The organism is Terriglobales bacterium, from assembly GCA_035457425.1.
GTDB lineage: Bacteria > Acidobacteriota > Terriglobia > Terriglobales > Acidobacteriaceae > JACPNR01.
Genome location: DATIBR010000098.1, coordinates 1 through 13,034, shown reverse-complemented (window position 1 = coordinate 13,034; position 13,034 = coordinate 1). Strand labels below are relative to the sequence as shown.

Annotated in this window: 11 protein-coding genes; 7 read left to right on the top strand and 4 right to left on the bottom strand. The window is 68.0% G+C overall.

The annotated features are described in order from the left end of the window. Positions 1 to 1,306: hypothetical protein (locus tag VLA96_07300; protein ID HSE48994.1), on the bottom strand; the 1,306-nt coding region annotated here is incomplete at its 3' end. 63 nt (positions 1,307 to 1,369) lie between these two features. Next, complete coding sequence (locus VLA96_07295) at positions 1,370 to 1,810, bottom strand: hypothetical protein (GenBank protein ID HSE48993.1); 441 nt, start codon at positions 1,808 to 1,810, stop codon at positions 1,370 to 1,372. A gap of 642 nt (positions 1,811 to 2,452) precedes the next feature. Between VLA96_07295 and VLA96_07290 the strand changes: the two genes are divergently transcribed. Both VLA96_07290 and VLA96_07285 read left to right on the top strand, forming a co-directional pair. Next, the gene (locus VLA96_07290; GenBank protein ID HSE48992.1) at positions 2,453 to 4,417 is read left to right on the top strand and encodes a carboxypeptidase regulatory-like domain-containing protein; all 1,965 of its coding nucleotides are present in this window, start codon (positions 2,453 to 2,455) and stop codon (positions 4,415 to 4,417) included. An 8-nt stretch (positions 4,418 to 4,425) separates the two neighbouring features. Further along, the gene (locus VLA96_07285) at positions 4,426 to 5,478 is read left to right on the top strand and encodes a hypothetical protein (protein HSE48991.1); all 1,053 of its coding nucleotides are present in this window, start codon (positions 4,426 to 4,428) and stop codon (positions 5,476 to 5,478) included. Between the two features lie 44 nt (positions 5,479 to 5,522). On the opposite strand, the gene VLA96_07280 is transcribed toward VLA96_07285, so the two are convergent. Then, entirely contained in the window at positions 5,523 to 7,139 is a 1,617-nt protein-coding gene (locus VLA96_07280) for a metallopeptidase TldD-related protein (protein HSE48990.1), read from the bottom strand. Beyond that, on the bottom strand, positions 7,136 to 8,842 hold the full coding sequence (locus VLA96_07275) for a metallopeptidase TldD-related protein (GenBank protein ID HSE48989.1): 1,707 nt from the start codon (positions 8,840 to 8,842) through the stop codon (positions 7,136 to 7,138). The genes VLA96_07280 and VLA96_07275 overlap by 4 nt, the downstream gene beginning before the upstream one ends. A gap of 63 nt (positions 8,843 to 8,905) precedes the next feature. Between VLA96_07275 and gluQRS the strand changes: the two genes are divergently transcribed. The 5 genes from gluQRS to VLA96_07250 form a co-directional block, all read left to right on the top strand. Beyond that, positions 8,906 to 9,802: a tRNA glutamyl-Q(34) synthetase GluQRS gene (gene gluQRS / locus VLA96_07270; protein HSE48988.1), complete on the top strand. Its 897-nt coding sequence runs from the start codon at positions 8,906 to 8,908 to the stop codon at positions 9,800 to 9,802. Between the two features lie 50 nt (positions 9,803 to 9,852). After that, a complete protein-coding gene (locus VLA96_07265) occupies positions 9,853 to 10,290 on the top strand; it encodes a hypothetical protein (GenBank protein ID HSE48987.1) in 438 nt (145 codons plus the stop codon). Positions 10,291 to 10,370: 80 nt separating this feature from the next. Continuing rightward, positions 10,371 to 10,820, top strand: coding sequence for a hypothetical protein (locus VLA96_07260; GenBank protein HSE48986.1), 450 nt, complete (start codon positions 10,371 to 10,373; stop codon positions 10,818 to 10,820). A 173-nt stretch (positions 10,821 to 10,993) separates the two neighbouring features. Then, positions 10,994 to 12,370 carry an amidohydrolase family protein gene (locus VLA96_07255; GenBank protein ID HSE48985.1) on the top strand — a complete coding sequence of 459 codons (1,377 nt, stop codon included), beginning with the start codon at positions 10,994 to 10,996 and terminating at the stop codon, positions 12,368 to 12,370. Between the two features lie 72 nt (positions 12,371 to 12,442). Beyond that, a partial coding sequence (locus tag VLA96_07250) for a carboxypeptidase-like regulatory domain-containing protein (protein HSE48984.1) occupies positions 12,443 to 13,034 on the top strand: 592 nt, incomplete at its 3' end.

The window sequence follows — 13,034 nt, the reverse complement described above, 5'->3', positions numbered from 1 at the left end:
ACGCCTCGACGTCGAGCTCGCCGCCCGACGCCGGCGAGCCCTGGAACTTGCGCAGGTTGAGCGAGGCCAGGTTGCACGCCGAGTCGTCGAGGAACATGTACTCGGAGCACGGGTTCGACGCGTTGATGCGCGCGGTGTTCTTCGAGGTGTGCCAGCGATTGATCGTCGTATCGAATTGCAGGCCCGGATCGCCGCAGGTCCAGGTGGCCTCGGAGATCTTGCGCATGATGTCGCGGGCCTTGAAGGTGTCGACGACGCGGCCGTCGCGGACGGCCTTGGTGGAGAAGTCGCCGTCGCGCTCGACGGCGAGCATGAACTCGTCGGTCACGCGGACCGAGTTGTTGGCGTTCTGGAAGAAGATGGAGGAGTAGGCCTCGGAGTCGGGCGAGGAGCCGTCGTAGCCGTTCTGGATGAGGGTCCAGGCCTTGGCTTCCTCCTTGGCCTTGCACTCGATGAAGTCGATGATGTCGGGATGGTCGACGTTGAGGATGACCATCTTGGCGGCGCGGCGGGTCTTGCCGCCGCTCTTGATGACGCCGGCGAAGGCGTCGAAGCCCTTCATGAAGCTGAGCGGGCCGGAGGCGGTGCCGCCGCCGGAGAGCGCCTCGTTGGACGAGCGCAGCGGCGAGAGGTTCGAGCCGGTGCCGGAGCCCCACTTGAAGAGCATGCCCTCGGTCTTGGCGAGGGTGAGGATGGAGTCGAGCGAATCCTGCACGGAGTTGATGAAGCAGGCGGAGCACTGCGGGCGGGTGTACCCGGTCACGCCGAACTGGACCTTGCCCTGCTCCATGTTCCAGTGCCAGTTGGCGGCGTCGGAATCGGGCTCGATGCGCTCGCAGCCGACGTTGAACCACACGGGCGAGTTGAAGGCCATCTTCTGGTTGACGAGCAGGTGCGCGAGCTCGTCGTGGAAGGTGGCGGCGTCGTCGGGCGAGCGGAAGTAGCCGGACTTGAAGCCCCAGTCGCGGATGGTCTCGGCGACGCGCTGGATGAGCTGGCGGACGCCGGTCTCGCGCTCGCCGGTGCCGAGCTTGCCGTGGAGATATTTCGACGCCACGATGTTGGTGGCGGTCATCGACCAGTCCTTGGGGACCTCGACGTCGCGCTGCTCGAAGATGGTGTTGCCGGAGGCGTCGGAGATGTTGGCGGTGCGCAGCTCCCACTCGACCTCGTCGTAGGGCGAGACGCCGGGCTTGGTGAAGAAGCGCTTGAACTGGAGTCCGGGGGCCTTGCGGGTGGACTTGGGCTGGGGGTGCTGCGCGACTTCGCTGGTCGTCTGAGTCGTATTCGTCGTCACTTCGGCCATCTTCTTCTCTCCGATATTCGATTCACAACGGCGCGCGCGGTCGCGCGCCCACCTGTTCTTTCGCTAGAAGCCGGCGGGGAACGCGGGCGCGGGCGGCCGCTCCTCGGTCTTCACGCCGTGGGTCGGGTTGTCGGCGGCCGTCGCGCTCGGCACGAAGCCGGTGGCGACCTCGGCCGAGGCCGAGATCCACTGCTTGAGCTGCGCGGCGATGGCGTCGCGCTGCGCCGCGTCGGAGACGACGGCGTAGCGCACGAAACAGCGGCCGCTGAGCAGGCGATCACGCAGCGCGCTGGTCGCCGCAAACAGGCTGCTGAGCGTGCGGGCCAGGTCCTCGGCCGCGGCCACTTCCAGCACCGCCAACATGCGCTTGCCGTGGGCGGCCACGTCCATCACTTCCTCGGCGAGGGCGAAGACGCCCGGCTGCTGCGGCGCCAGCAGCAGGTTGAAGCTGGATTCGCAACGCGACCAGCGCGACCACTCGAGACGGACTGCATCACTTGCCATGCGCTGTTTTCTCCTTCCCGGAGAGTTTTTGAGGGAAAGAAACCCTGACCCGCGCGCGGCGCGCAGGTGCGGGAAGTCATTCCCTGTTGTCCGTTACCCCCGAGGTCGGCGGCGAGAGCCGCGGACCGGATGGAGTAGCCACCGCAAAACAGCTTCGAAAGAACCCCTCTTTCGGTCACCTCTGCCGGAAGAGGTACAGCACGTGAGACGGGAAGTTACTCCCGTATGTTGGGGCTGTCAAGGCCAAACCACTACCTATTGTATCACCCGCGCCAACAGTGATGATTCTCTTGATTCCTGGTCCGAGGGCCGACTGATTTCCACAATGGCTGGAGCGCGGGGCCGGCAGGTGCAAGCACTGTAGGCGGCACTCCTCGCGGAATCAATCACCCAAGAACGGTGCAAGTCTGTGCATGAGAGTGGATAAGAGGAAAAGAGGGACATATCCGGGGATCGCCGGGAGCGCGCGGGACTCCGGTGATCGGGTCGCCTTAGCGAGAATGGCGGCCGGGAGGCGAATAGTACTAAGACAAATGATTGCCGCGGGGACCCGCGAAACACGCGGCTTTCGGCGATAGCATCGGCATCTCGCAGGAGCGGATCTGGTTCCAACAGACTGTCCCCTCCCCCAGGAGTCCCCCAATGGGCCCCGCTCGCCGGATCGTTCTTCCTGTCCTCGCTCTCCTTCTTTTTGCGGCGGCGACACGCGCGCAGACACCTGACCAGGTCGGGCAATGGTCGGGCGTGATGACGTGGCCGACGCAGAATGCCGGCTGGGTGCCGACGCACGCCATGCTGCTGACCAACGGCAAAGTGCTGTACGCCGGCTCGTACGGGGACGGCCTGACACCGCACCTTTTCGACCCGGCGACGAACGGCGTGACGCTGGCGGCGCAGCCCGGCTTCAACATCTTCTGCATGGGACACACGCACCTGGCCGACGGCCGGGTGTTCACGGCGGGCGGGCACATCGACGACTACCAAGGCTACGCGCACGCCACGATCTACAACGGCGACACGAACACCTGGACGCGGACGCCGGACATGAACGCGGGGCGGTGGTATCCGACGACCACGACGCTGGCGAACGGCGACGTGCTGGTGGTCTCGGGGACGATCCACGGGCCGGCGTGCTGCCAGGCGTACAACGACACGCCGCAGGTCTATCAGGCGGGGACGAACTCCTGGCGCACGCTCGCGAGCGCGGTCTATCACCTGCAGCTCTACCCGTTCATGTTCCTGGCGCCGAACGGGAAGGTGTTCATGGCGGGGTGGAGCCCGAAGACGCGCTACCTCGACACCGGCGGCACGGGCGCCTGGACGGACGTCGCGACCAGCATCCACGGCTGGCGGAACTACGGCTCGGCGGTGATGTACGACGCCGGCAAGGTGATGCTGATCGGCGGCGACGGCGACGGCTCGCGCACCGTCACAGCGACGACCGAGAAGATCGACCTGAACGCGGCGACGCCGGCCTGGACGGCGACCGCGTCGATGCACTACGCGCGGCGGCAGCACAACGCGACGCTGCTGCCCGACGGCACCATCCTGGTGACGGGCGGCTCGAGCGCGCAGGGGTTCGACGTGGCCTCGGGCGCGGTGTATCCGGCCGAGATCTACAACCCGGCGACCAACACGTGGACGGTGGTGGCGAGCCTCTCGCGCTACCGCGGCTACCACTCGTTCGCCCTCCTGCTGCCGGATGGGCGCGTGCTCTCGGCGGGCGGGCAGGTCAACCGCTCGGGCGGAGCGAACGGGGCGAACGCCGAGATCTACTCCCCGCCCTACTTGTTCAAAGGCGCGCGGCCGGTGATCACGTCGGCGCCGGCGAGCGTGGCGTACGGGCAGACGGCGCTGGTCGGGACGTCGAGCGCGATCGCCAAGGTCACCTGGCTCCGGCTGGGAGCGGTGACGCACGCGTTCAACCAGGAGCAGCGCTTCCTGAAGCTGAACTTCGCGCCCGCGACCGGCGGGGTGAACGTGACATTCCCGTCGAGCGCGAACCTGAGCCCGCCGGGCTACTACATGCTGTTCCTGCTCAATAGTGCGGGCGTGCCGTCGGTGGCGAAGATCATCCGGATCGGCGGCAGCGCGCCGCCTCCGCCGCCGCCAACGGGCACGGGCGCGATCGCCGGCAAGATCACCAACATCTCGACCGGCGGCGCGGTGAGCGGAGCGACGGTCAGCTACTCCGGCGGGTCGACCACCTCCGACAGCTCCGGCAACTACAAGCTCAGCAACGTCCCGGCAGGGACGATCGCGGTCACGGTGAAGCGGACGGGGTACCTGGACCGCACGGTGAACGTGAGCGTGACCTCGGGGGCGACGGCCACGGCGAACGTCGCGATCGCGACGGCGGGCAAGCTCGCCGGCAAGGTGACGAACACCAGCGGCGGGGCGATCAGCGGCGTGACCGTGAAGCTCACCGGCGGGAAGATCTCGACCACGGTCACGCTCACGACGAGCTCGACGGGAGACTATTCGAGCCCATGGATCGCGGTGGGAAGCTACACCGTGACGTTCTCGAAGACCGGGCTCACCACGCAATCGAAGAGCGCGACGGTGAACACGGGCGCGACCACGACCGTGAAGGCGACGATGCAATGAGGGACGCGATGAAGAGACAAGGCGTTGGGGCAACGATGCTCGCGCTGGCGCTGGCGGCGCCGGCGTTGGCGGGCAGCTACCGGGTGCAGGAGCTGAAGCTGGCGGAGGGCGCGAGCGTCTCGCCGCACGCGGTGAACGCGCACGGCGCGGTCGCCGGCGGCGTGGGCCAGGCCCATGGCGGCGACGTCGCGATGTTCACGGGCGCGGGCCCGGAAGCGGTCGCGGCGGTCGGCCGGGCTCCGGCGAGCGACTACGCCGAGGCGATGGCGATCAACGACCAGGGGCAGGTCGCCGGGAACATGAACGGCGCGACGGCGCTGACCGCATTCGTGTGGGACCGCGCGCGCGGGCTGCGCACGCTGGCTCCGCTCGCGGGCGACACGGGCAGCGCGGCCGCCGGGATCAACCGCTCGGGCTGGGTGGTCGGGACGTCGATGGGCGCGCAGGGGATCCGTGCCGTGGTCTGGAAGTCGGGGACGGCTGAGTCGTTGGGCGCGGTGCCGGGGGCGGCGATCAGCTCCGCGATCGCGATCAATGACAGCGGTCAGATCGCCGGCTGGGCGGAGATCGGCGGCGTGAAGCACGCGGTATTGTGGTCGGCGGCCGGCGAGGCGCAGGATCTCGGCACGCTCGCGGGCGAGAACACCGAAGCGGTCGCCATCAACGCCCAGGGCGAGATCGCGGGGCTGGCGGAGAAGAACGGCGAGCCCCACGCCTTCCGGTGGAGCGCCGCGCACGGCTTCCAGGAGCTGGGAACGCTGGCGGGCGGCTCGCACAGCCAGGCATCGGGGATCAACGGCGCCGGGCAGATCGTCGGCAGCTCGGGCAGCAAGCTCGGGTTGCGCGCGTTCGTGTGGACGGGCGCGGCGATGGTGGACCTGAACACGCTCGTCCCGAACGACGCGAACCTGGTGCTGATGTCGGCGGTGGCGATCAACGACCGCGGCCAGATCCTGGCGCTCGGAAGCAGGAACCACGACCTGGCGAACGACCGCGCAACGAAGCTGGACCAGCATGCGCACGCGGGCGCGACGCGGGCGTTCCTGCTGACGCCGCAATAGGAAAGCGCCGGCGAGTCGCCGGCGCCTACCTGGCATTTTCCTGTCTACAGCGCGGGCGCGGGATACTGCGGCAGCTTCTCCTTGGCCTCGGTCGAGCTCTTGACCACGAGCTCGCCGAACAGCAGCGAGGGCGCGACGTAGCTGGCAGGCAGGTTCGCGGGGTTGTTGGTGACGAGCGGGTCGTTGCCGACGCCGACGATGTCGTTGCGCAGCGTGCGGGTGTCGAGCTCGTCGAGGACGCCGCCGCGCACCAGCTCTTCCCTGCCGTCCTTGGCGTAGACGCGATAGAGCAGCCGCGGCGTCTCCAGGCCGCCCATGGTCTCGACGTAGTAGCAGTACTCGAGGCCGCGTTCCTTGCACATCGCGACCAGCTTCTGCTTGAGCGCCGCGGGCGCCTCGGCCTTGGAGCTGCTGAGGATGAAGTTCATGGGCGCGGGATTCACGCTGGGCCCGAGGTTGCGCGCGTGGCCGTTGGAGGCGAGGAAGTCCTTCACCGGCCGGCGCGACGTGAGGTAGGCCTGCAGGATGCCCTTGTCGACCAGGGTGACCGGGCGCGCCTTCACGCCTTCGTCGTCGTACTTGGTGAAGCCGACGAGCGGCTGGCCGGCGTAGGTCTCGATGGTCGGATCGTCGACGATGGTGACGCTGTCGGGCAGGATGCGCGCGCGGAAGCTCTCGCCGTAGGGGCCGACGACGCGGCCGGTCTTGCCGGGCGGCGGGCGGGTGGCGATCAGGTTCTTGGCGATGAGGCCTTCGACCACGCTGGCGGCGGCGTCATTGGAGAACAGCACCGGCCCGCGGTATTCGGAGGCGACGGGGGGCGCGGCGCGCAGGGCCTTGAGCGTCGCGATGAGCTTGCCGGCCTCGGCCTTGAGCTTGTCGGCGTTGGGCAGGGCTTCCGGCGAGCGGGTCTCGAGGCTGTAGGTGCGGCGGAGGCGCATGCCGTCGGGCGCTTGCGTCTCGGCGTGCACGATGACGCTGTCGCCCACCTGCGCGAGCCGCATCACCGTGCCCTCGGTGTTCACGAGGTAGTAGTTGTTCACCGAGAGGCGCACGCTGCCGGCCAGGACCTGGAGCTCGGGGTCGGTGCGGTAGAGCGCGGTGGCGGCGTCGAGCGCACGCTCGAGCCGCTCGGTGTCGGCCGGAATGGCGATGCGCGGCTCGAAGTACTGGACGGGCGTCTCCTTCGAGAGCGAGGGGACGTCGTCGGTGGATTCGAACTCCTTCGCCATCGACTCCTTGGCGGAAAGCATCTGGAGCGCGTTCTTGTAGGCGCGGTCGGTGGCGAGCCAGAGGGTGCGGCGGAGCGCGGTCTCGTCGTCGTCGATGGCGAGGATGTCGTACTCGCCCATGCCGAAGCCGAGGTCGCTATCGTTGGCGTAGTCGCCCACGCGGACGATGACGGTGATGAAGCGCTGGCGGCTGCGCAGCTTGTTGAGCGGCGCGCCCAGGCTGGAGTCGTAACCGAAATTGTCGGCGTCGTTGACGATGTACTGGACGAAGTAAGGCTTCTGCTGGCCGGCGAGCTGGAGCTGCTGCGAGCGCTTGAGCTCGGCGCGCAGCGCGTTGAGCAGCGGGTCGTCGGTCGGGATGGGTTGCTGCGCGGGCGCGAGCGCGGCGAGCGAGAGCAGCGCGAGAATGAGCGTGAGAATGCGGTTCATCGCGCACCTCCCGTCTTCTTCGCGGGTTCGATGGGCGCGGGCAGGATGGGCGGGCGCTCGTGCGACTGCGCCTTGCGCTGCGTCTCGAACTCCGAGAACAGCATGGCGGGCGCGACGGCGGAGACGGGCACGCTGCCGCTCTCGGCGCCGCAGATGCCGTTGAACACGTGCTGCTGGTCGCCGGCCGCGAGGATGTGCGAGAAGGCGGCGAGCGGCGTGCCGACCAGGTCGACGCCGCGCACCAGCTCGTCCGGCCGGCCGTCGGGATAGACGCGCCACACCATGATGGGCAGCACCTGGAAGGCCTGCGGGAGCTGCCGCGTGGTGAGCGTGAACCCGCCCTGGATGTCGTCGAAGTACAGGCCGTAAGGCTTGTTCTGCTTCTTGATCTCCGCGATGAGCTGCTTGCGCAGCTCGGCTTCCGACATGGACTTCTTCGCGGTGACGATGAGGTTGCCCTGGCGTCCGACGGGGACCTTGCCGGTCTCGGCGCGGCCGTGGCCGTTGGAGCTCTCGAAGCCTTTCACCGGCATGCGCGAGAGCAGGAAGTTGCGCAGGACGCCGTCTTCGATCAGGTGCACGGCCTTGGCGGGCATGCCCTCGTCGTCGAAGGCGTAGGTGCCGGAGAGCTCGGTCGAGCCGAAGGCTTTGCGCGTGGGGTCGTCGACGATGCTGAGGAAGTTCGGCAGCACGGCCTGGTTGATCTTCTTGGTGAAGGTCTGGCCTTCGTCGTCGCCGCGCTGGCGCTGGCCTTCGAGGCGGTGGCCGAGGACTTCGTGGGTGAGCACAGCGGCGGCGCGCCCGGAGAGCAGCGCGGGCCCGCTGTAGGGCTCGGCGATGGGCGCGGCCTTCAGCGCTTTCAGGTCGCCGACCATGGTGGCGATCTTCTGCGTGAGCTCGGCGTCGGCCGGGAGCTTGCTCGGGTCGGAGGCCTGGAAGCTCTCCATGCGCATCAGGTCCATGCCGTCGGGCGCCTTCACGGTGGCGTAGAGGAAGAGGCGCGAGATGCGCGAGGGCGTGACCAGGCGCGTGCCTTCGGTGGAGACGAAGTAGCGATCCTCATCCTCGACCACCAGGAAGACGCCGGAGTTCTCGATCTCGGTGCGGTCGCGGAACTGCTGCGCGAGGCGGCGGATGCGCTGCTTCCACGCTTCGTGGTCGATGGGTGTGAGCGGCGCGGCCTCGACGTGGGTCTGGGGCGTCTCCTTGGAGAAGTCGGGCGAGTCGTCTTCCTCTTCGGCGCGGACGTCGGCGCGCGTCTTGGTGCGCAGGAAGGCGGTCATGGCCTGGCGGTAGCCGCGGTTGGTGAGGTCCCAGAAGGTGCGCTGGATGGCGGCGTGGTCGTCGGAGAGCGGGATGGAGCCGGAGACGATGGCGGACTCGCGGTTCTCGTTGTGCGTGTTGTCGAGCGTGGCGGAGCCGACGCGCGTGATGACGTCGGCGCGGCGCGTGTGGTTCTGCACCGCGGTCGCGATGGCCCCCTGGCTCGCCGCGATGATGGTGTTGTTCGCGTCGGCGACGGTGTAGCTGATGTAGTAGGGCGCCGGATTCGCCTTCGCCAGCTCCTGGTGCGCGCGGTCGAGCTCGCGCTGCATGTCGGCGAGCAGCGTGGGCTGCGGCTCGCTGGGGGCGGTGGCGGCGGTGGCGAACGAGACGAAGACCGCGAACAGCAGCAGGCAGAGGGAACGACGGAGGCAGGACATAAACGGTAGTCGAGTGTAATCTCTGGTCACGGACGGCTGCAAATCCACCTTCATAGACACCGGATGTCCCTAGAACGCACCTACCGCGGGCGGCTTGCACCTTCGCCCACCGGATTTCTGCACCTCGGGCACGCGCGGACGTTCTGGATCGCGGCGGAGCGGGCGCGCCAGGCGGCCGGCGTGCTCGTCCTCAGGAACGAGGACCTGGATCCGCAGCGGTCGAAGCCGGAGTACGTCACGGCGATGTACGAGGACCTGCGCTGGCTGGGGCTGGAGTGGCAGGAGGGTCCGGAACTCGCGGCGCAGCCGGGCGGAGGTCCGTTCGGGCCGTACTCGCAGAGCGATCGGCGGTCGTTCTACCGGGACGCGTGGCGGAAGCTGCGGGATGCGGGCGCGATCTATCCGTGCACGTGCTCGCGCAAAGACCTGGCGCAGGCGGCGCAGGCGCCCCACGACGACGCCGACGAACTGCCGTATCCGGGAACGTGCCGGGAGAGACCTTGGCGGCTTGAGGATTTTCCCGAGCCGTCCGCCGTCAGCCATCCGCCGTCAGGGAAACCGGTCTCGTGGCGGTTCCGCGTGCCGGACGGCGAGCGCGTCCGGTTCGACGATGCGCTCGCGGGTCCGCAGGCGTACGTGGCCGGCCGCGACTTCGGCGACTTCCTGGTCTGGCGGCGCGACGACGTCCCGGCGTATCAGCTGGCGTGCGTCGCCGACGACGCCGCCATGCGCATCACCGAGGTGGTCCGTGGCGCCGACCTGCTGAAGAGCACCGCGCGGCAGCTTCTTCTATATAAGGCGCTCGGGCTCGAACCGCCCGCGTGGGCGCACGCCGCGCTCGTGACCGACGAGCACGGCGTCCGCCTCGCAAAACGCCACGACGCGCTCAGCCTGCGGGCACTGCGCGCGGCCGGAAAGACTCCCGCCCAGGTGCGAGAGATGTTTCCCAGGGGTATGTGACATACGTCACTTTTTGGGAGGTTCGGGCGTCTGTAGGATAGGTCCTTCCGATGCTCCGCAGCCGCCCAAGCCGTCTGGTCACGACCGGTCTGCTGGTCGGCCTGTTCGCCTGGAACGCGCCGGCGATGGCGGTGCCCGCGCTCATCCAGTGGACGAAGAGCTGCGCGGAGCCAAGGCCGGTGCCGGCGCACCCCGCGACGCCGGCGCCCGCCGCGCACCAGCACCACGCCGGGATGCGCCACGAGAGGGCGATGCCGGTGGCGGCGCCGGTGCAGAGGAACGTGCAGGACTGCTTCCAGCAGCACACCTGCTGCAGCTTCAACCGCGAGCCGGGAAAGAAGAGCGAGGCGGTGAGCCTGGCGGATGCGCAGGCGGCGGCGCGGCCCGCGCCGGCCGTGGTCGCGCGGGAGCGCGAGGGCGTGGCGAGCGCGGAGGCGCGGCCGCCCATCCGCGCGGTCTTCGACCTGAAGTCCGACATGCGGATCTAGAACGCGCTTCCCTGCGCCGCCGTGCGGCCCGCGGGCCGCGAGAGCCCAATGAGTTCACGAGAAGAATGGAGAAGATTGTCATGCGAAAGATGTTTGCGATGTTCCTGATGCTGGTGCTGGGGACGGCGATGTCGTTCGCCCAGACGGCGGCGGCGCCGGCGAAAGACGCGCCCAAGGCCGACGACCACAAGATGGCGTGCTGCCACAAGGGCGCCGACGGCAAGATGGCCGATTGCTGCAAGGATTGTCCCAAGGACAAAGACGGCAAGATGGCCTGCATGAAAGACGGCAAGTGCACCGCCGATTGCCCGATGATGAAAGACGGCAAGATGGCGTGCATGAAGGACGGCAAGTGCGCCGGCGGCGATTGCCCGATGAAGGACGGCAAGATGGCGTGCATGAAAGACGGCAAGTGCACCGACGACTGCCCGATGATGAAGAAGGACAACAAGTCGACGGCGTCGGCCGAGCACAAGGGCTGCTGCGGCGGCGACAAGTGCGCAGCCGGACACATGCACGAAGGCAAATAAGCACTCTGTTCAGTCCGACCGGCCTCGCGCAGAGCGGGGCCGGTTTTTTGTGCGATCAGCGTCGCTCGATCGTGAGAAGCATTGTCATCCTGAGCCGCCCGCGGCGGCGAAGGATCTATGCATCACCGCGAATGCATAGGTCCTTCGGCGTCCGCCGCGGCGGACGCCTCAGGATGACAGTCGTTCCTCACGACGAGTTCGTCGTTGGTTCTGCTAGAGTGCTGGCCGTCCAGACGGAGGCGAGCATGAAGCGCGCGGTCATCTTCTTTTCCCTTCTTCTTCTTTCGATTGCCGCGGCGGCGCAGACGGAGCAGGCCGCCAAGGTCGACACGTCGGCGACGGTGATCCGCTGCGGGGCGCTGTACGACGGCAAGAGCGAGCAGCTCATCCGGGACGCGGTGATCACGGTAAGCGGCGAGCGCATGGTCAGCGTGCGCACTGACAAGCGACCGGGGAAAGGTCCGGCAATCGACCTTTCGAACTACACCTGCCTGCCCGGCCTGATCGACACGCACACGCACGTCCTCTTGCAGGGCGACATCACCGCGGCCGACTACGACGAGCAGTTGCTGAAGCAGTCGCGCGAGTACCGCACCATCCTGGCGACGCAGGCGGCGCGCAAGGCGCTGGAGTACGGCTTCACCACCATCCGCGACCTCGAGACGGAAGGCGCGATGTACGCCGACGTCGCGCTGCGCAACGCCATCCACAACGGCGTCATCCCCGGGCCGCGGATGAAAGTGGCGACGCGCGCGCTCGACGTCACGGGCGCCTACCCGCTGGTCGGGTATTCGCCGGACGTGACGGTGCCGCACGGCGTGCAGGTCGTCGACGGTCCCGACGAAGCGCGCAAGGCGGTGCGCGAGCAGATCAGCTACGGCGCCGACTGGATCAAGGTGTATTCGGACCGCAGCTACTACCTGGAAGGCGGCGTGCTGAAGGACGTGCCGACGTTCACGCTCGAGGAGCTGAAGGCGATCGTGGACGAGGCGCACCGGCAGCGGCGGCCGGTGGCCTCGCACGCGATGGCGCTCCACGGCGTGCACAACTCGGTGGAGGCGGGCGTGGATTCCATCGAGCACGGCGCCTACATCTCCGACGAAGACATGAAGACGATGGTCGCGAAGGGCATCTGGTACGTGCCGACCATCTACGTGGCCGAGTACGTGGCGCGGGGGCGCGCGGCCGCGGGCGCCAAGATCTGGGTGGACATGGTCCCCATCCACGCCGACACCTTCCGCCGCGCGGTGGCTGCGGGCGTGAAGATCGGCTTCGGCACCGACGCCGGCGGCTTCGACTGGAACATCAACCCGGCCGTCGAGTTCCCGCTGATGGTGAAGTACGGCATGACGCCGGCGCAGGCGCTGAAGTCGGCGACCAGCGGCGCGGCCGAGCTGCTGCGCATGCAGAACGAGGTCGGGACGCTCGAAGCCGGCAAGTACGCCGACATCGTGGCGGTCCCGGGCGACCCGCTGCAGGACGTGACCGTGCTCCAGAAGGTGGCGTTCGTGATGAAGGGCGGCAAGGTCTACAAGGACACGACGAAGTAGCAGCCGGACTTGCGGCGGAGGTCTATAATCCGCCGCATCTACTCTGGCCCAAACTGTGCAAGGAGCGCGACGATGAAAAAGGCGGCGTTCGTACTCATCTGTTTATTGCTGGCAGCGATCATGGCGGCGGCGCAGAGCTTCCGCGGCGACATCAACGGGGTGGTGACGGATTCGACCGGCGCATCGGTCTCGGGCGCCGAGGTCACGGCGACGCAGGAAGGCACCGGCCTGGAGCGCAAGGTCCAGACCGACGACGACGGCAACTACACCTTGCCGGAGCTGCCGCTGGGCGATTACACGGTCACCATCACCAAGCAGGGGTTCAAGACGCAGACCACCAAGGGTGTGAAGGTGGCGGTAGGACTGGCGCCGCGCGTGAACGCGCAGCTGTCGCCCGGCGAAGTGAAGGAGGCGATCGAGGTCACAGCGGAAGCGCCGCTGGTCGAGACCACCTCCAACGTGATGGGCGGAACGATCAGCGAGCAGCAGATGAAAGAGCTGCCCATCAACGGGCGCGACTACATCAAGACGCTCTACATGGTGAGCGGCTCGACCGGCGACCCCAGCGGCGTCACCGACTCTCCCGGCTCCTTCGGGCTGTTCTCCATCAACGGCAACCGCGGCCGCTCGAACAACTACCTGCTCGACGGCACCGACATGAACG